We start from the raw sequence: 19,394 nt of genomic DNA, 5'->3' as shown, positions 1-19,394 counted from the left end.
TCGCTGGCGAAGTCACCTCGCCAGCAGGTCGCGCTGCCCGGGAAGTCTCAACGGAAGGTTTCGTGGCAGATTCAGCCTGTTTTGATGCCGACGCTGATGACGAAGACGTCTCAGCCTTGGCAGGTTTCGGGGACTCTGCATTTTTTCCGGAAGCATCGGCCGGCGCGGCATCTTTGACCGGCGTTTTGGCAGCAGATGCAGATGCATCACCCTTCGCGACCATCTCAGACGAAGCAGCCTGACCTGCAGCTTTGGTCGACGCACCGTCACTCTGTGTCTTTGCCGTATCGGGCGATGGTGAAGGCGATGCCTTTTGCGCTTCCGCCGACGGCTGCTGAGCTGCGGCTTCTATCTCGGAAGATGTCATTACCTTCCGCTTGGCAGGCGCAGACTCCCCTGCCGACGGGACTGAAGCTGCTACAGTTTTGGGTGACGACGCGGAAGCCTGCTTGGTCGCAATTTTCCCGGCTAGTTTCTTTTTGGAATCAGCCATTGCCTCAACCTCCTGATCACCGGAATATCTATCCGGATCAATGTTGCATTGCAACATAACCCTAGATGGAATTACCCCGTCGCGTCAAGTACAGTTTAATGACAAAAACGCCACATTTCCCGGCACATCTCCATCGGAAAACGCCGGAATTCCAAGAAATTTTTAAAACAGCAACTTGATCAAGGCATTAGCCCACAGTTTTGCTGCATTGCAATAAATTTAGCAGGCCGGGCAATAACATGAACACGTCACGCCATCGCCCGGTTGCAATACATTGGAGCCCTAACGAAGCATATTTCCGCGCACGGTTCTGTAAAACTCACCGGAGTCGCTGTTCTGGACATGATGCATCTGTGCCGCCGATTGCGATCGTGCGTTTTCAGCGGCAGGCGGCTCAGGAAGGTCTTTTTCAACCGAGGAAAGGTTTGCCAGAACTTCCGGGAACTTAAGGGCACGTAAATCATCCACACCTGATGCCCATGCACCCAGCGTGATGCCACCCGAAGAGCATCCTATGGCGACCCAGTAAAAATCATCGGAATACAGACGCAGACCATCACGGTTTTGCGTTCCGAAACCTTCGGCCTGCAGCGCATCGGTGATGGCAAGATAAGAATCGCGGTCGATGCGATCAACGGCCTCTTCGCCCCCAAAGGCACCAAGCGGCGCATTGACCTCGACATTGATTTCCTTGACCTGTATCGGCCCGAACACGCGGGTGGTCAGATTGAATTCCTCAAACCCGGGATACGGCGTTAATTCAAAGACGCGGACTTCCTTGTAATATTCGGCATTATAAATAATGCGAATTTGCCCTTCTGCATCGCCTGCTGCACAGGCCTGACGAAGATCATCGGCATTAAGATAAGAAAACCATGATGCCTTGCGGACAAGCGGATTACTGACGTCACTGGTTTGGGTAAAGGTACAACCGGCAAGGCCTGCAATCACCAGCGCGGCAAGACCTGCTTTGGCCCAGCTGGCGCTGCGGGTCCCCGTAGTGGTGTGAACTGGAGCCGTCTTTTCTGACATTCGATCCTCGATTTTTTGCTAATCTGGAGATATAAAATACAGTCTTGCGAATAAAAATGGCCATCTCAAGGCCCGAGTGACGACCACCGAAATTCGATGCTCTTAAACATTTGTTTAAGGCTGTGATGCGACAGTGAACTTATTTAGTTCTTGGGGAAACCTCAAAGCCGAGCCCGATATAATGCGTTTAATGACCCTTTCCGGGCCAACTGCAATGGCCAAAGCTCTGTCCGTGACGCGCTCGCTGAGCATGCGTGGCGTTGTTGCTGTGCTTTTGTGTCTGTTTGCGACTATTTCATTCACTGTTCTCTCGCCGTCCGCCGCGCAGGCGCGGACCTATACGGCGATGATTATTGACGGCGACACTGGCGAAACGCTTCACGAATATCGGGCGGATCACAAGGTCTATCCGGCGTCGCTGACCAAGATCATGACCCTTTACATGGTCTTTGATGCCTTGGAACATGGTAAGGTATCGCTTTCGACTCGGATGAAGGTTTCCAAACGTGCCTGGGGGCAGGCCCCCTCCAAACTTGGTCTTCAGCCGGGCGAAACCATTTCCGTCAAGGATGCCATTCTGGCGCTGGTCACCAAATCGGCCAACGATATTGCGGTTGTTGTCGCCGAACATCTTGGTGGCACGGAAATCAAGTTTGCCCAGATGATGACGTCCGAGGCACGCCGCCTTGGCATGTCGCGCACCACCTTCCGTAATGCATCTGGCCTGCCCAACCGCGGGCAGATGACCACCGCACGCGACATGATCAAACTGGCTGTGGCGCTGCGCAAGAATTATGGCAGCTACTATCATTACTTCGCGACCCAGAAGTTCCGCTTTGGTAACCGCACCTATGGCAACCACAACAACCTTCTGGCGTCCTATTATGGTACCGACGGGATCAAGACCGGCTATATCAACGCATCGGGCTTCAACCTTGTCGCCTCGGTCAATCGCAATGGCAAACGCCTGATTGGCGTTGTGTTCGGAGGTCGCACGGCCCGCACCCGCGATGACCAGATGAAAAAGCTTCTTGATCAGGCCTATATGAAGCTGACCAAGGACGGTGAAATCGTTGTTCCGCGTCCGCGCATCAGCCCGGAAGACAAAATCCTGCCCGCAGATGCCCAGTTGCTCATTGCCAAGCGCAGCACGCTTCGCGAAGCAGAACAGCCGGGCCGGATCGACACCCAAACCGTTGTGACCCGCCTGAAGCCGGAAACCGGTGCAGGCTGGGGCATTCAGGTTGGCGCATTTAGCGACCAGCGCCGGGCACAGGAAGCGGTCCTTGCCGCAGCACGTACCGCACCGGACGTTCTGCGCCTGACCCGCGCTGCGGTCGAGCAGCAAGCCAGTGGTACCGGTGTTGTCTATCGCGCGCGTCTGCTGGGCTTTGATGGCGAGAACGAAGCGCGCGCCGCCTGTGACGCGCTCAAGCGTGAAAATGTGGCGTGCATCCCGGTCAATGCGGGTGACGCTGGCTAGAAGCCAAACGCACAGAGATACAAAAAGGCCCGTCAGAAAATCTGACGGGCCCTTTTATATTGTCTTCGCTGAACGTCTTAACTAGTGACCGCCACCCGGGGCAAAGAAGTCATCCGAAGACAGACCGCTTTTGACCAGCTGATCGGTCACCTGTCCCTTCAAACGTTCAAGTCCGGCATCGTCGGTCGCCTCACAACGGGCCACGATGGCAGGCTGGGTGTTGGATGCACGCAGCAACCACCAGCCATCATCGGTGCTAACACGGACACCATCGATGCCGCTGACCTCTGCACCGGCTTCAGCCAGGCGAGCACGGACTTCTTCAATCAGTGCGAACTTGCGATCATCCGGGCAGTCGATACGGGTTTCCGGCGTATTGACCGCAACCGGCATGGCCGCCCGCCATTCGGCAAGGCTTTTGCCACTCTGAACCAGAATGCGATACAGGCGCACGGCGGCATAAGTCGCATCGTCATAGCCGTAATAACGTTCGGCAAAGAAGATATGGCCGCTCATTTCACCGGCGATCGGTGCCTTTTCCTCGATCATCTTGGTTTTGATCAGCGAATGACCGGTCTTCCACATGATGGCCTTGCCACCAATCCGGTTGACCTCGTCAAACAGGGTCTGGCTGGCCTTAACGTCGGCAATGATCGCAGCCCCCGGCTGACGCTGAAGAACGTCTGCGGCATAGATCTGCAACAGCTGATCGCCCCAAAGGACGTTGCCCTTGCCATCAATCACGCCGATCCGGTCTCCGTCGCCGTCAAAGGCAACACCCCAGTCGGTGTTGTGCTTGGCAACGGCGGCCTTGAGGTCAACGAGGTTGGCCTCAACGGTCGGATCAGGGTGATGGTTGGGGAAATTGCCATCGATGTCATCAAACAACAGATGATGCGTACCGGGCAGCTTGGCCGTCAGTTTGCGAACTACGTCACCGGCAGAACCATTGCCGCAATCCCAGACAATCGTCATCGGGTTGGGAACATCACAGTCAAGCTCGGCCACAAGGCGTTCGACAAAGCGATCCTCGATATCGATGTCGCTTGCCGTGCCCTGCCCGGTTTCGAAATCACCGCTGGCGGCAATTTTGCCCAGTTGCTGAATGGCGTCGCCAAATACCGACTTGCCAGCATTAAGCATCTTGAAGCCGTTATAGTTCGACGGGTTATGCGACCCGGTGACCATGATGCCGGCATCGGTTTTTTGATCATAAACCGTGAAATACAGCATCGGGGTCGGCCCGCGACCAATGCGGACCACGTCACAACCGGTCGACAGAATGCCTTCGGCCAATGCAGCCGCCAATTCTGGCGAGCTCAGACGACCATCACGCCCCAAGGCGACGCGCTTCCCGCCAGATCTGCGTACCATGGTGCCGAAGGCTTTACCCAGCGCATTGGCGTCTGCCGCATGCAGGGTTTCGCCAACAACGCCACGCACGTCATATTCGCGCAAAACGGAGCTATCAAACTTGTGTCCGGCGGAATTCGTCATGATTAGGATTTGCCTCCGATAGATGCACGACCAACACAGGAATAGCTGAAACCGTTTTCAGCCATCTCGTTCGGATCGTAAACGTTACGCAGATCAACGACGATCGGGTGTTTCAGCGCGTCCTTGATGCGGTCAAGGTCCATACCGCGGAATTCGTTCCACTCGGTCAGGACGACCATTGCATCGGCGCCTTCGACCGTATCGTAAGCGTTGTCGCAATATGAAATGCCATCGAGAAGCTTCTTGGCTTCCTCCATGGCTTCGGGGTCATAGGCCTTGACGCTGGCCCCTGCCGCGATCAGGGCAGGTACGATATCGAGGCTCGGTGCATCGCGCATGTCGTCGGTATTGGGCTTGAAAGCCAGACCAAGAATACCGATGGTCTTGCCCGCAACAGAACCACCGCATGCCGCGATCACGCGATCTGCCATCGCCTTTTTACGCTTGGCGTTGACATCAACAACCGTCTCGATGATGCGAAGCGGACTGTTATATTCCTGTGCGGTGCGCACGAGTGCGATGGTATCTTTCGGGAAGCAGGACCCGCCATAGCCCGGACCAGGATGCAGGAACTTCTTGCCAATACGACCATCAAGGCCGATGCCGCGTGCGACATCATGGACATCCGCACCGACCTTTTCACAAAGATCGGCAATTTCATTGATGAAGGTGATCTTTGCGGCAAGGAAGGTGTTGGCCGCATATTTGATCATTTCCGACGTTTCACGGGTGGTGAAGACAATCGGGGTTTCGATCAGATAGAGCGGACGATAAAGATCAGACATCACTTCGCGGGCGCGCTCATCACTGGTCCCGATGACGACGCGGTCCGGGCGCATAAAATCGCCAATCGCCGACCCTTCACGCAGGAATTCCGGGTTCGAGACCACTGCAAACTCCGCATCCGGGCGCTTTTCACGAATGATGCGCTCGACCTCACGACCGGTTCCGACCGGAACCGTCGATTTGGTAACGATGACGGTAAAACCGTCCATGGCTTCGGCAATTTCTTCGGCCGCGGCATAAACGTAACTCAGGTCAGCATGCCCATCGCCGCGGCGGGTCGGCGTGCCAACGGCAATAAAGACAGCGTCCGCATCCCTTACCCCTTCCTTGAGGTCAGTGGTAAAGGTCAGGCGGCCTGCCTTGACGTTATTTTCGACCAGAACATCCAGACCGGGCTCGTAGATTGGCATGATACCGTCTTCGAGACGGGCGATTTTTTCTACATCCTTGTCGACACAAACAACGTCCGTACCGAACTCGGAAAAACAGGCCCCGGAAACAAGTCCAACATATCCGGTCCCGATCATAGCTACTCGCATGGAGGTATTATCCTGGTAAGTAAATCCCGACCGGAACAGATTACATCGCTATTCCGGTCGGACATTGTTGACATGAATGGTTATTCTGCCGCTTCGCCTTCGGCGAATTCGTGAATAAGCTTGCGGACATCGTCGCGCATGTCTTCACGGGCAAGGGCAAATGACATTGTGGCTTTCAGGAAGCCGATCTTGTTGCCGCAATCAAAACGACGGCCTTCGAAATTATAGCCATAGAACGGCACCTTGCCGATCATTGCGGCCAGCGCATCGGTCAGCTGTATTTCATTACCAGCGCCGCGCGGAATATTTTCAAGCACCTCGAAAATGCCGGGATCAAGGATGTAACGCCCGATGGCGGACAAGGTCGATGGGGCTTCTTCGGGTTTTGGTTTTTCAACCATGCCGCATGCACTGACGAGGCGGCCATTGGTGCCTTCGATTTCCAGCACACCATAGCGGTGAACTTCCTCACGCGGGACATCCATGACGGCAACCATGTTGCCACCCGTACGGCCATAACTGTCGACCATCTGCTTCATGCAGGGGACTTTTGACTGGATAAGGTCATCGGCCAGCAGCACGACAAACGGCTCGTCACCGACCAGCGACTTGGCGCACAGAACAGCATGTCCGAGGCCAAGCGGGTTGCCCTGACGGGTATAGGTCACACGACCGTTTTCCGGGATCATTTCAAGCGCTTTGGACAGTGCTTCTTCCTTGCCGCGCTCGGTCAGGATCGCTTCCAGCTCGGCAGAGCGATCAAAATGGTCCTCAATCGCGGTTTTGCCGCGACCGGTCACAAAAATGAATTCTTCGATGCCGGCCGCAATGGCTTCTTCGACAGCGTATTGAATAAGCGGCTTGTCAACGACCGGCAGCATTTCTTTTGGCATTGCCTTGGTAGCGGGCAAAAAACGGGTTCCCATGCCTGCGACCGGAAAAACTGCCTTCTTGATTCTTTTTGACATTCAATACTTTCCTTTTTCAACCGCTGCACGCCAGTCCGTATTGGAATTGCCCGCATATATGCTTCTGCCACAATTCCAGAACACGGATCAAGCAAGCGCACGTATTATTGACGCTAATCTTTACATAGCCGTAACAAAAGGCTTCGCGCGGCATTGATCTTTGAGGCCAGATAGTCCGATCCGCCATGATCCGGGTGGACCGCCTTGATCTGCTTTTTATAGGCCCGGTTGATTTCCTCACGGGTGGCATTATCCGCCACACCCAGGATTTCTCGGGCTTCTTTCGCCGTCATGCCTGACGCACTTGAATTCCTTTTGCCACCTTGGCCTTGCTCGTTATGGTTGCGGTCGCTTCCTCCGTTTTGTGCTCCGTCTTCGCCGTGATCTTTCTGGCGCCAGCTTTGCCATCCCGCGCAATCGGGACGGCGTTCAAGATAGGCCTCCAGAACCGCCCGGCTTTGGTCGGTTGCACTGCAACAGTCAACATAAAGCGACTGCAGGTCGTCAAGTCCCAAGCTGTCAAGATCGGCCCCGGCAAAGGGACCGCTGACAACGCCACCGCGCATTTGCCCGGTCTCAAGATCAAGCACCATATGCAGAAATTCAGTGCGAATTTCCGAACTTGATCCCGCACCGGATGTGCGGTTGCCAAAACTTCCCGGCTGGGCGCGTTTTCGGGACGCTGCAAAGATCCTGCGAAAGATTGGCCACAGAAATCCAAGCTTCATCATCCGAAACAAAAACGGCACAGTCGCCGCCAAAGCCGCGCCCATCGCGGCAATCTTGCCTGTGAGCAACAACCAGCCAGCAAGCATGATCAACACCAAGATGATCAGAAATAAGACAATTTTACGGATTTCTTTGGGCTCGGCCTCTGTCATCCACCGAATGAAGAAGCCAACCCCGATAAATGCTGCGATTCCGATCAAAAGCCACTGCATCAACGCGGCTTTCGCAATTGATGACCAAGCCTGAGCACTTCCTCGGACCCGGTTTTCTTTTGATAGATCGAAAGTCCGGACTGCCCGCCCACCGCATAGCTTGCCACTGCGCCCAGCAAATCACGAAGCTTGCCGGCTGCACTGGCATCAAACTGCATGAAGGCACCACCGGTTATCCGCGCAATTTCGCCAAAGGCAAATGCCGCATCCCGGTCATGGCCCTCCTGAAACATGAATGCCTTTACCCCCTTAAGCGCCAGTTTCCCGGCAATCGGGGCCAGATGATCTGGATTTTCCTCGATACAGTCGCCGACATAAATCAAGGCATCGATTTTTTTCTCACCCGCTTCACGTTCGACATGGGCCAGAACCCGTTCGATCTGTGTATGCCCGGCACGGCAAGTAACCTTGGTGATATAATCGCGAAATGATTTGGCGTTGCGGCACCAGCCACTTGATTTGCATTCTGAAAGCCCGCGAAAGAACACAAGCTGCACATCAAGGGCGCCAACACCATCGACCGCCTCAAACATTTCCGCCTGAATTTCAGCCGCGCTGTCCCAGCTTGGCTGGCGGCTGGCGGTTGCATCCATGGCAAAAATCAGTCGCCCCTGTGCCGGCCCGGATGATGGCGCATGGACAGCCATCTGCCGCGCCTTGCCCAGGAAGTCTGCCACTTCGTTGGCGTCGGATGTCTCTGGAATGATGTCTTTGCGCGTCAAGGAGACCTGCCTGCTTCATATTCCGGTTGGACAATTTGTCGTCCTACAAGATATAGGCCGGATGCAGTCAGATCGGCAACTCCTCGCCGTCCGCCGGTTTGAAGCCGATCACTTCCAGAAGCGATCTGACTTCCTGACGGGCGGCCATGTGCGACATGCTCATCGGGATGCCGACACCCTTTTCACGCAGATCCAGCAGGGTCAGACCTTTGAGGAAAAGTTCGCGGTAAATCACGCGTTCGCCAAAGCCTGGCGCCTGACGGAAGCGGATGCGATCGGCCAACTTGTCAACGATTTCGGCAATGTCGCGTTTGTTGCGCGCATCAAGATGTGAAAGACGGTTGCGCATGACGATCCAGTCAATCGTGCCGCCATCAATCGCCGCCCGACGCTTGCGCGCATCCCAGACCATCTCGGCATAGATGCTGGGCCCCTTTATATCAAGGCTGTCCGGGTCAATCCGCGCCAACATATCAAGGTCGATAAAGCTGTCATTGATCGGGGTAATCAGCGTATCGGCACAGGCATGGGCCAAACGCGAAAGATAATTGTCACTGCCCGGGCAATCCATGACGATGAAGTTGCAGCCGATCACCATTTCACCAAGTGCGGTCGTAAAGCGTTCGCGCTCGTCCAGCTTGGCTTGGTTGGCGTCCGGTAATTCACTGCGATAAATCGGTCGATGATCGGGCACCGGAAGCTTAAGGCCTTTGCGGTCGTTAAAGGCGTTCCGGTTTTCGACATAGCGTGTCAGCGTCCCCTGACGGGCATCGATATCAAGCGATCCGACCTTGAACCCCATCTTCATCAGGGAAACGATCAGATGCATCGCCGTTGTCGATTTGCCTGACCCGCCCTTTTCATTGCCGATCACGATTACATGGGCGCGATTGGACGGCGGTTGTTTGTCCGTTGCCGTCTGCTGGCCCGCGCTGTCCCCGTTCGCGCCGGTCTGTTGCACCGTCATGATAAAATGCTCCGTATCTTCAGGCTTTTTGACTTTGTCCCCAAGGCCAACCTCCCCAATGAGCCCGTTTGCACCCAAAAATCAAGGTAAAAGAGATCACGTTAACAGGCATCGGTTGACTGCCCCCTAGCCAATCTAGATGCACAAAGGTAAAGATAAGGGTAGCGCAATACAAAAATGCGCCTGAAAACATATAGAAAGGACGCAATGTGAGGTATCGGGCGGCTTTGATCGGCAGCATGTTTGCAAGCCTTCTGGTGGCAACACCACAGATGGCCGTCGCACAGCAAACCGGTGGGTTCGAGCAAATCCCGCAAGAGCAGAGCCCTATTGTCTTTGCCTCAGACGTCGAGGGTCAGAACAGCTTCCTGCGTCAGTATCGCGATAACAGCACGGTCTTTGTCGGCCGCTGGTATGCGCAGCACTCGGTAAGCGAATCCCCTGCCGCTGCAAGCGACCTGTACCTAGAAACGGTCTATACAACCTCCGCGCCCGGTTTTCGGTTTAGCACCGCCATGGCGTCCGAGCAGTTGCTTGATATGTTTGACGCGCTACGCGGCCGCACCAGCCTGAATGGCGCAAGCTTCGTGCAGGAAACCCGATACGGCCCGATTGCCCTGTCGCCCTTTACCCGCAACGGGTCGCAATGCGTTTCCTTTGTCGGGCAATGGGATCCGCAAACACCGGCCCAACGTGGCAGTCGCCTGCTGGGCTATTACTGCACCCCGACACAGGTTCAGGCCACACGTAGCAGCAGTGCACCACTCAGTGGTCTGCCGATGATTGATGCCCAGGAATTTGCTGCCGGTTTCTTTGGCCGATTGAACATTGAGCTCGCCGAAAATTCGGCAATTGCCGCCACTGTTGTCGCACCAGCAGATAAAACCCCGCTTCAGCAGCCTGAAGGCGAAACCACCCCGCCGCCGATTGATGGCATTGATATCATCACCAACTGGCAATCGGTGCGCGGAACCGGCACGCTGCGCTTTGATCAGCCATCGGGCGAAGGCACAATGATCCTTGATGATGACCAACGTCATTGCGAGGGCATCTGGCGCCACGAGGGCGGTGCCTATCAAAGTGATACGCTTCCGTTCGGAAGCTGGTATGTCTATTGTAACGACAGCAGCTTTGCGCGCGGTATTTACACAAGCGAATCCCCGGCTGTTGTCACCGGTAATGGCAAGGACAACCAAGGACAGGCTGTCTATTTCCGCCAGGCAAACTAACCCCACCACCCTAACCAAGATATACGCGATCATGACTGCAGATATCCAAACCATCGTCATCGGGGCCGGCGTTGTCGGCCTGGCCTGTGCCCGTTCTCTTGCGCGAACCGGCCGCGAAGTCCTGATCATTGAACAGCATGATGCGATTGGCACCGAGACCAGCGCACGCAACAGCGAAGTCATTCATGCCGGAATTTATTATCCGAAAGGCAGCCTGAAGGCCGAACTTTGCGTCACCGGGCGCGAGATGCTGTATCGTTATTGCGAAGAAAACGGCATCGAACACAAACGCACCGGCAAACTGATTGTCGCCACAGCCGAAGACCAAATGGCAGCACTGTCCGGGATCAAGGACAAGGCTTTTGAAAACGGCGTCACCGACCTTGCCTGGCTGTCCCGCGAAGAGGCCCTTGAACGCGAACCAGCCCTTCATTGTGTCGGCGCCCTAGAAAGCCCGTCCACCGGTATTGTCGACAGCCACCAGTTGATGGTCACCCTGCTGGGTGAGGCGGAAAACAACGGCGCAACACTTGCGATCAACACCAAGGTCACAGCCGTCAGTTTCGAAAACGGGCTTTATACCGTGAGTACCACCGATGCCGACGGCGAAGAAATGAGCCTGACCTGCGCGGAACTAATCGTTGCCGGTGGCCTGCACAGCCAGACATTGGGGCGGAACTTTACCGGCCTGCCACAGGCATCTGTCCCGCCGCAGCATTATGCGCGTGGCTGTTATTTCACGCTGTCGGGCAAGGCACCGTTTTCCACCCTGATCTATCCGGCCCCCGAACAGGCAGGCCTTGGCATCCACCTGACCCTTGATATGGGGGGACAGGCGCGCTTTGGCCCGGACGTGACATGGGTTGATGCACCAAACTATGACGTCCCCGAAGAACGCCGGGCAGCCTTTGCCGAAGCCATCCGCAAATACTATCCCGATCTTGATGAAAGTGCGCTTCAGACAGGCTATGCCGGGGTGCGCCCAAAAATTCAGGCCCCGGGCGAAGCGGCGCGTGACTTCATGATTGCTGATGAAAAACAGCACGGGCTTAATGGTCTTGTAATGCTCTATGGTATTGAATCACCGGGTCTTACTGCATCCCTTGCAATTGGCAGCCGGGTGACCGAGTTGATCACACAGCAAGGCGCAATGAAGGCAGCATCATAAGATCGCCCATATCATCAGCGATGGATAAAGGCATGGCCAAGCAACCTTACAGCACGTCAGGGCGGACCCGACAACCGGCGCAAAATGCGTCTGGCGGAAAAGCCGCGCCCAAATCCATCTCGCGCCGACATTTCCTTGGCGCCGGCTCGGCTGGGCTTGGCGGGGCATTATTGGCATCCACACCGTTTGGCGCAATTGCACAGCAGCTAGAACCTTTTATCCCCGCCCCCAATAGCCTGACCGAGGGTCTCCCCGGCCTGACCGACACCGGTAAGCCCGAAAAAGACTTCGTCGAGGAAATGCGCGATTACGTCATCGCGATCAGCCGTTGGGCAAAAAGCTATCGCAGTGACTTTTCGATCATTGCGATGAATGGCCTGGAACTGACCGAGTTTCTTGAAAAAACCCTGTTTGCGACGCGCGGCGTCGCGGAACCGGCCAGAAACTATTTACGTGCCCTTGACGGCATTTTGGTCGAAGCCCCGTTTTACGGCTTTGAGAAATATGGCGAAGCCACCAACGCCGAAGAAACCAAATACATCCTCGGTTATCTGGAACGGCTTAAACTTGAAGGCCTGCAATATCTTGCGGTCGACTACACCGAAAATCAATCCGACATGGACAAGGCGCGCGCGCAGCTTCGGGGGCTGGATGCACTTTATTACGCAGCCCCACCGCCGGGCATGCAGCTTTCATCGCTGGCAAAGGTTCCAAGCACGCCTTTCGGGGCAAACCCGCATGTGATCGACAATATCCGCGAGGCAAAGAACTTTGCCCTGGTGCTTGAGAGTTCGCCCTATGGCACCAAGGACGCCTATGTCGATGCGCTGGTTGCGACCAACTACGACACGCTGATCATTGATCCGTTCCATCGCGGGACCATTCCGCTGACCTATGATGATATGAAGCGGCTTCGTTACAAGAAGACCGGAACACCACGGAACCTGATTTCGTATCTCAATATCGCGACGGCCGAGACATATCGCTATTACTGGCAAAGCGGATGGCGCGCCGGAAGTCCCGATTTCATCAGTGAAGGCAACCTGATGGCACGCTGGGGACAGGAAAACCACGTGCATTATTGGTCACGCGAATGGCAAAGCATCATCTTTGGCAGCGAAAACAGCTATCTCGGCAACATCATGAAGCTCGGCTTTGACGGTGTTCTGATGGCGGGTATTGATGAATATTCCTGGTGGCTTGACTATTAGGTCGCGCAGACATTTCGCATTCCATCATCACAAACATATGACCTGAACCTGTGCGTGATTACGCCAAGGACATTTGACGCAGCACCCCTGTTTGGGCAGTGTGGTGGGTGTCGAATGTCGGCAATTTAAAAACATAATCTGCATCGCGGCGCCAGGAGGCCTATATGTCCGAACCCATCATCCACTATTTCTTCGTGCAATCACCGTGGTCTTTTTTCGGGTTTCGCCGCGTTGTCGACATCGCCAAAAAACATGGCGTGGAAATTATCCATAAACCCTGCCGGGCAGCCGATGTCTGGGAACATGGCGGCGGCGTGCCCTTGGCAAAACGCCCGAAACCGCGTCAAGAATACCGACTTGTTGAACTGAGACGCTGGTCGGATTATCTCGGCATTCCGATCAATATGCATCCGACCCATTTCCCGGTGGATGAAACACTTGCCGCGCGCACCATCATTGCCGTTCAGGACGATGGCAAAGACGTCAGTACTTTGACTGAAACCCTGATGGGGGATATCTGGCTGCGTGAACATGATGTTTCGCTGCCCGCGACCGTGCGCGAGGCCCTGATATCAAGTGGCCTTTCGACGGAATATCTTGAACATGCCGACCTGCCAGAGATCGCCAAGATCTATGACGAGAACTGCCAGTCCGCACGGGATCGTAACATCTTTGGTGTGCCGACCTATTTCATCGGCAACGAGATGTTCTGGGGGCAGGACCGCCTTGATTTTGTTGAACGAACGCTTCAACAGAACGCCTGATCAAGCGCGCCATCGCACCTTAAAAACCAGCAAAACAAAATATTATGCGGGCACTTTTTCGCCTCTGGCACGTTAACCAGAGCAGCAGAAACAGTAAAAAAGCCCGCATTTAAATGACACAAAGCGCATCTGATTTTCAAAAGGACTTCCTGAACCGGCTTGAGGACAAGACACCGAACGAGCCGGAATTTCACCAAGCAGTGGAGGAAGTCGTCGGCTCCATTTCCGGTTGGTATCTTGATCAAACCGAGATGCGCAAAAATGCGGTTCTTGAACGCTGCACCGAACCGGATCGCGTGCTGCAGTTTCGCGTGGCATGGGAAGATGATGACCAACAGATACAGGTCAATCGCGGCTGGCGCATTCAGTTCAATCAATCGATGGGCCCCTATAAGGGCGGCCTTCGGTTTGCCCCGACGGTCAGCACCAGTATCTTCAAGTTTCTCGGGTTTGAACAAACCCTGAAAAACAGCCTGACCGGCTTGCCGATGGGCGGGGCAAAAGGTGGTGCCGACTTTTCGCCAAAGGACAAATCCCCGCAGGAAATCGGCCGTTTCTGTCAGACATTCATGCAGGAACTATATCGCCATATCGGGCCAGATACCGATGTGCCCGCCGGGGACATCGGCGTTGGCAGACGTGAAATCAGCATCCTTTTTGGTCACTATATCAAGCTGACGCAAAAGTGGACCGGTGCGCTGACCGGGAAAGGATGCCACTTTGGTGGTAGTGCTGGCCGCACAGAAGCAACCGGCTATGGCTGTATCTATTTCCTTGGTCACATGCTTGATCAGGAAAACAAGGAAATCAAAGACAAACGCATTGCGATCAGTGGCGCAGGCAATGTTGCCCTGCATGCAGCACGCAAGGCTGTGGAACTTGATGCAAAGGTTATCAGCCTTAGCGACAGTTCAGGCACAATGCACTTTGCCGATGGCATGACAAACGACCTTCTTGATCAGGTTGATGACTGGAAAAACAACCAACGCAAATCGCTGTCAGAATTTGACGGCGGCAAGAATTCCGAGTTCCTTGAAGACAAGAACCCCTGGACGCTTGAATGCGATATTGCCCTGCCCTGCGCAACCCAAAACGAGCTTGATGAACAAGACGCCAAGCAGCTTGTTGAAAACAAGGTGATGATGCTCTGTGACGGCGCAAACATGCCGCTGACGGCAAAGGCACAGGAAGTATTCATCAACGCCAATATCCCGCATGCCCCTGGCAAAGCATCCAATGCCGGCGGCGTTGCCGTAAGCGGCCTTGAACAGAGCCAGAATGCGCAGCGTCTGAGTTGGGATACGGAAAACGTCGACAAACGCCTTCGTGAAATCATGTCCAAAATTCACAAGGACTGCATCGAAAACAGTCCGGACGGAAAAATCATCAATTATCGCGATGGTGCCAATCTCGCGTCGTTCAAGCGCGTAGCAGAAACCATGAATGCATTCTGGCTTTCGTAATCAAACCCGGCCGTTGATGCGATTGTAGTTTGCGGCTCTCTCACGACTGAAACCAAGGAGTTTCCCCATGAAAGTTGCCGATATCGCAATCAATTTACTGAGTGATCTTGGCGTCAAACATGTGTTTGGCATCCCAGGTGACGCCATCAATGACATTACATTTGCCCTTGAAAACAGGGATGAAATTGATTTCGTCCTTGTTCGCCATGAAGAAGGTGGCGCGTTTGCCGCATCCGCACAGGCAAAACTGACCGGCAATCTTTCATGCTGTGTCGGCACGGCGGGTGGCGGTGCCATCCATCTTTTGAACGGCCTTTATGATGCCCGTCATGACCATGCCCCGGTTCTTGCGATTACAGGCCAGGTTGATTCGGAATTTATCGGCACCGAGTATCATCAGGAAGTTGACCTGAAAAAGCTGTTCGAAGACGTCACTGTCTATTCCGAGACGATCATGAATCCGGCACAGGCCCCGCGTATCCTCAAAGAAGCCTGCAAGGCCGCGATTGAAAATCGAGCACCCGCCCATGTCTGTATCCCGAACAATATCGCCAGTGCCGATTGCGCCGATGATCCGATCAGTATTTCAACCTTGTTGGCAACCCGCGAAGTTTCCCCGTCCAGCGACAACCTTGATCACGCTGCCAAACTGATTGATCAGGCATCAAAGCCCGTCATTCTTGCAGGTATCGGTGGTGCCGAGGCAGCCCAGGAGATCTTTGATCTGGCGCACCGGATTGATGCACCGATCGTCAGAACCCTGCGCGCCAAAGACTGGCTTGATGACGACGATCCGATTTGCATTGGTGGGCTGGGCCTTCTGGGCGGTAAACCGGGTCAGGATTCTGTCGAAGATTGCGATTTGCTGTGCATCATTGGGGCCGATTTCCCCTATCAGGAATTTTTCCCCAAAGATGCCAAAACCATCCAGATCGATAGCAATCGCAGCCAAATCGGCAAACGGCTTGATATTGATGCCCCGTTGATCGGCAGTGCCAAGCTATCGGTGCAAGGCCTTCTGGATCGCGTCACGCCCAAAGACACCGAAACGCAGCGCAAACACTGGATCGACAAGGTCAAGGATCAGCAAGACGATTGGTCAAAGATCGAGAAGTCCGACAAAAGCCCGCTTCACCCTGCAAGTGTCATGTCCGCAATCGGAGACCATGCCGCCGACGATGCCATTTTCCTGGTTGATACCGGAACGACCACAGCCTGGGCCGCGCGGCATTTGCGGGTAAAACGCAACCAGCGTTTCACCCTGTCATCCGGGCTCGGCACGATGGCCTTTGCCCTGTCCGGGGCCAATGGCGCGCAGCTTGCCTATCCTGATCGTCAGGTCGTCGCCATTGCGGGTGACGGCGCATTCAACATGCTGATGGGTGAGCTTTTGACCGCAGCCGAATACGATCTGCCGATCACGGCGGTTGTTTTTGACAACAGCAAGCTTGGCTTCATCGCACTGGAACAGGAAGCCAAAGGCCTGCCCGAACATGCAATCGCCTTTAAAAACCCGGATATGGCGGCCATCGCCCAGGCCTGTGGCTGTCTTGGCCTGCGTGCGGAAAACACCAAGGAGCTTTCAAGCGCGCTGTCACAAGCGTTTGCAAGCAAGAAGCCAACCGTCATTCAGGTCCCGGTTGACCCTGACGCCCTGATCATGCCGCCAAACCCGACCTTCTCGCAGGCACAGAAATTTGCCGTTGCCAAGGGGCGGGAAATGCTGGGCAAGTTGAGGTCATAGGCCGACACTTCCCGACGAAGCCTGCTTTGTTTTGCAGGTTCAGCTCAGAAAAAAAGCGTGGCAGCAAAGCTGACCACGCTTTTTTTTTTCGAATATGTTTGGTGACTGTTATCCTAGGCGTTTGACGTGATCGACAACGAAACCATCTTCTGACGGATAGCTATTTTCGATCATGGCAAGGGCCTTGGTTTCGTCGCTGGCCGCAACTTCATGAGTTTGAACATCAGCCCAGCGGTCATCAAAGAGGTCGTGGGATCGGTTCTCTTTGACACATTCGCGCACAGCCTGATTGTGCAGTTCAACTTCAAATACGGTTTGGCGATGGCCTGTGAATGCAGACATATCCGCCGCTCTCCTTATATTTTGTTCGCTGGCGCCGCCCAGACGCCAACCTGTCCTGAACCGGGAATCTCAATCACAAGACACCCAACCGTGAGTCTACGTTTCGCACCTTAACGAGCCGTAAATTATCCGGTTAATTGATATTTCCAGATTAATTGCTCCGGTTTCAAGTGCGAATTTGGCATAGGCGCATGACGAATGCCCTGATTCAGAACAAATCGCCGCAAGTGCACTGCACCATAAAAACCAGGCTGAAACCGACCAATTTCGACCACAAAAGAATCTCGGTCGGATCGAAAATACCGCCTGCCTTCAAACAGCGAAGATGCTGCAGCGCACAGTGCGCGCAATAAAATTACAATGCAGCTTTGGCAAACTCCGAATAATTCCACACCAAAGCAGCCCCTCAACCGAAACGATCTTTTTTGCACATTCGCGGAATTAGAAATTGATCCAACGCCGGATGCATCAAACATAAAGGGATAAGCAGGAAACAGCCTGCACCAGAAAAATGATGCTGCCAGGAGGCTGCAAGAGGATGAACGTCTTTTCCGATATCGCCTTTGATGACCACGAACAGGTCGTCTTTGCCAGCGACAAAACCACCGGCCTGAAAACCATCATCGCGGTCCACAACACCAACCTTGGCCCGTCACTTGGCGGCTGTCGCATGTGGCCCTATGCCAGCGAACAGGACGCCATCCATGATGTTTTACGCCTGTCGCGCGGCATGACTTACAAATCCGCCCTCGCCAACCTTCCGCTTGGCGGCGGCAAGTCGGTCATTATCGGTGATCCGCGCAGTCAAAAGACGCCAGAATTCTTCCGCGCGATGGGTCGCGCTGTCGAGCAACTTGGCGGGCGCTATATCGTTGCCGAGGATGTCGGCACCAGCCCCGAAGATATGGAACATATCGCAAGCCAGACCAAACATGTCGGTGGCATCAATGATGGCAAGGACCCGGAGCGCACCGGTGATCCGTCCCCCTTTACCGCCTATGGCGTTTTCATCGGGCTTAAGGAAGCGGTGCGCTTCAAACATGGTAGCGACGACCTTGCGGGCATGCGGGTCGCAGTGCAGGGTCTGGGACATGTCGGCGACCACTTGTGCCGGATGTTGCATGCGGCCGGGGCCAAGCTGATTGTCGCGGACCTGAATGCCGCCAGCATGAAGGCCGCCGCGATGGAATTTGGCGCAACCGCGGTTCCGGTTGATAAAATCCTGTCGGTTGATGCCGATATCCTTGCCCCTTGTGCCCTTGGCGGGGTGATCAATGACCGTACTATCGAGGAACTCAAGGTTGGTGTGATTGCCGGTGCGGCCAATAACCAGCTTGAAGATGATCGCCATGGCGAGATGTTGCGCGAAGCCGGGATTTTGTATGCCCCGGATTACGTGATCAATGCCGGCGGTGTCATCGAAGTCTATTACTGCCGCGAAGGCAAAACGGTTGCCGAAACCAACATGCATATCGAAGGCATTGGTGAGACCGTGCGCGAGATTTTTGAACGCGCCAAGCAGCAGAACCTGTCGACCGGCTTTGTCGCCGACCGCCTGGCCGAGGAACGCTTTGGCCTGAAAAAGTAACGGTACTGATCAAGCAGCATCAGCCACAAACAACAAAGGCGAGGCCCATGTGGCTTCGCCTTTTTCGTTTTGTACGAATTGCCTGGAGGTAGCTTACTCGGCGGCGATCGGTTCGATATTTGCCGTCACAGCCGCTGCATCATCGCAATCGCAATTGCCGCAGGTCTTGGCCTGAAGCAGTTCTGCGCGCATGTGGCAGGCGCATTTGCCACATTGCGGCGCGCAACCATGGAAACGGAAAACTTCCGCCGGACGTGTCGCCCCGCCCTGCTCGGCAGCACGGCGGACGTCTTTTTCCTTGAGCGCATTACAAATGCAGACATACATGGTGCGATTGCAATCAGTTATTAATTACGTATCGCCACGTCTAAGATAAATGCGAATAGTTTTCAAACACTTTTGCAACAAACCCGGACAAAAAAATTCCCCGCAAGGCCGAACGCCTGCGGGGAATTTT

18 protein-coding genes are annotated in these 19,394 nt (G+C 54.7%); 9 read left to right on the top strand and 9 right to left on the bottom strand.

Translation table 11 applies throughout. The features are described 5' to 3' along the window. Positions 1–62 precede the first annotated feature (62 nt). Positions 63–242, top strand: coding sequence for a hypothetical protein (locus tag AC5Q5A_RS10985; protein ID WP_493895289.1), 180 nt, complete (start codon positions 63–65; stop codon positions 240–242). A 533-nt stretch (positions 243–775) separates the two neighbouring features. Here the strand turns inward: AC5Q5A_RS10985 and AC5Q5A_RS10980 are convergent. Then, positions 776–1,525: a hypothetical protein gene (locus AC5Q5A_RS10980; protein ID WP_493895288.1), complete on the bottom strand. Its 750-nt coding sequence runs from the start codon at positions 1,523–1,525 to the stop codon at positions 776–778. A 214-nt stretch (positions 1,526–1,739) separates the two neighbouring features. On the opposite strand from AC5Q5A_RS10980, the gene AC5Q5A_RS10975 reads away from it, so the two are divergent. Continuing rightward, the gene (locus tag AC5Q5A_RS10975) at positions 1,740–3,008 is read left to right on the top strand and encodes a serine hydrolase (RefSeq protein ID WP_493895287.1); all 1,269 of its coding nucleotides are present in this window, start codon (positions 1,740–1,742) and stop codon (positions 3,006–3,008) included. A gap of 81 nt (positions 3,009–3,089) precedes the next feature. On the opposite strand, the gene pgmG is transcribed toward AC5Q5A_RS10975, so the two are convergent. The 6 genes from pgmG to AC5Q5A_RS10945 all read right to left on the bottom strand — a co-directional run bounded on the left by pgmG (position 3,090) and on the right by AC5Q5A_RS10945 (position 9,428). Next, positions 3,090–4,505: a phosphoglucomutase/phosphomannomutase PgmG gene (gene pgmG, locus AC5Q5A_RS10970; protein WP_493895286.1), complete on the bottom strand. Its 1,416-nt coding sequence runs from the start codon at positions 4,503–4,505 to the stop codon at positions 3,090–3,092. A gap of 2 nt (positions 4,506–4,507) precedes the next feature. After that, the gene (locus tag AC5Q5A_RS10965; RefSeq protein ID WP_493895285.1) at positions 4,508–5,830 is read right to left on the bottom strand and encodes a UDP-glucose dehydrogenase family protein; all 1,323 of its coding nucleotides are present in this window, start codon (positions 5,828–5,830) and stop codon (positions 4,508–4,510) included. Positions 5,831–5,910: 80 nt separating this feature from the next. Further along, the gene (gene galU / locus AC5Q5A_RS10960; protein WP_008890594.1) at positions 5,911–6,798 is read right to left on the bottom strand and encodes a UTP--glucose-1-phosphate uridylyltransferase GalU; all 888 of its coding nucleotides are present in this window, start codon (positions 6,796–6,798) and stop codon (positions 5,911–5,913) included. Positions 6,799–6,911: 113 nt separating this feature from the next. Continuing rightward, positions 6,912–7,739 carry a J domain-containing protein gene (locus AC5Q5A_RS10955; protein WP_493895284.1) on the bottom strand — a complete coding sequence of 276 codons (828 nt, stop codon included), beginning with the start codon at positions 7,737–7,739 and terminating at the stop codon, positions 6,912–6,914. Continuing rightward, entirely contained in the window at positions 7,739–8,461 is a 723-nt protein-coding gene (locus AC5Q5A_RS10950; RefSeq protein WP_493895283.1) for a VWA domain-containing protein, read from the bottom strand. The genes AC5Q5A_RS10955 and AC5Q5A_RS10950 overlap by 1 nt, the downstream gene beginning before the upstream one ends. Positions 8,462–8,528: 67 nt before the next feature. Next, entirely contained in the window at positions 8,529–9,428 is a 900-nt protein-coding gene (locus AC5Q5A_RS10945; RefSeq protein ID WP_008890591.1) for a division plane positioning ATPase MipZ, read from the bottom strand. 239 nt (positions 9,429–9,667) lie between these two features. Between AC5Q5A_RS10945 and AC5Q5A_RS10940 the strand changes: the two genes are divergently transcribed. From AC5Q5A_RS10940 to AC5Q5A_RS10915, 6 genes are all read left to right on the top strand, one after another. After that, positions 9,668–10,657, top strand: a complete 990-nt coding sequence (locus AC5Q5A_RS10940) for a hypothetical protein (RefSeq protein WP_493895282.1) — start codon at positions 9,668–9,670, stop codon at positions 10,655–10,657. 31 nt (positions 10,658–10,688) lie between these two features. Then, positions 10,689–11,825, top strand: coding sequence for an NAD(P)/FAD-dependent oxidoreductase (locus tag AC5Q5A_RS10935; protein WP_493895281.1), 1,137 nt, complete (start codon positions 10,689–10,691; stop codon positions 11,823–11,825). 32 nt (positions 11,826–11,857) lie between these two features. Then, entirely contained in the window at positions 11,858–13,036 is a 1,179-nt protein-coding gene (locus AC5Q5A_RS10930; RefSeq protein WP_493895280.1) for a hypothetical protein, read from the top strand. 164 nt (positions 13,037–13,200) lie between these two features. Continuing rightward, positions 13,201–13,800, top strand: coding sequence for a 2-hydroxychromene-2-carboxylate isomerase (locus AC5Q5A_RS10925; protein WP_493895279.1), 600 nt, complete (start codon positions 13,201–13,203; stop codon positions 13,798–13,800). A 113-nt stretch (positions 13,801–13,913) separates the two neighbouring features. Beyond that, positions 13,914–15,263 (top strand): NADP-specific glutamate dehydrogenase, encoded by a 1,350-nt coding sequence (gdhA, locus tag AC5Q5A_RS10920; protein ID WP_493895278.1) that lies wholly within the window; start codon positions 13,914–13,916, stop codon positions 15,261–15,263. A 67-nt stretch (positions 15,264–15,330) separates the two neighbouring features. Further along, positions 15,331–17,007 carry a thiamine pyrophosphate-dependent enzyme gene (locus tag AC5Q5A_RS10915; RefSeq protein WP_493895277.1) on the top strand — a complete coding sequence of 559 codons (1,677 nt, stop codon included), beginning with the start codon at positions 15,331–15,333 and terminating at the stop codon, positions 17,005–17,007. 108 nt (positions 17,008–17,115) lie between these two features. On the opposite strand, the gene AC5Q5A_RS10910 is transcribed toward AC5Q5A_RS10915, so the two are convergent. Further along, positions 17,116–17,349: a hypothetical protein gene (locus AC5Q5A_RS10910; protein ID WP_063088334.1), complete on the bottom strand. Its 234-nt coding sequence runs from the start codon at positions 17,347–17,349 to the stop codon at positions 17,116–17,118. 538 nt (positions 17,350–17,887) lie between these two features. Between AC5Q5A_RS10910 and AC5Q5A_RS10905 the strand changes: the two genes are divergently transcribed. Beyond that, the gene (locus tag AC5Q5A_RS10905; RefSeq protein WP_493895276.1) at positions 17,888–18,937 is read left to right on the top strand and encodes a Glu/Leu/Phe/Val dehydrogenase dimerization domain-containing protein; all 1,050 of its coding nucleotides are present in this window, start codon (positions 17,888–17,890) and stop codon (positions 18,935–18,937) included. Between the two features lie 93 nt (positions 18,938–19,030). Here AC5Q5A_RS10905 and AC5Q5A_RS10900 read toward each other — a convergent pair whose 3' ends face one another. After that, positions 19,031–19,264: a (2Fe-2S)-binding protein gene (locus tag AC5Q5A_RS10900; RefSeq protein ID WP_063088336.1), complete on the bottom strand. Its 234-nt coding sequence runs from the start codon at positions 19,262–19,264 to the stop codon at positions 19,031–19,033. Between the last annotated feature and the right edge of the window lie 130 nt (positions 19,265–19,394).

The organism is Thalassospira sp. CA1 (assembly GCF_059052855.1).
The sequence above is the reverse complement of the archived record's forward strand: the minus strand, read 5'-3'. Positions and strand labels throughout refer to the sequence as shown.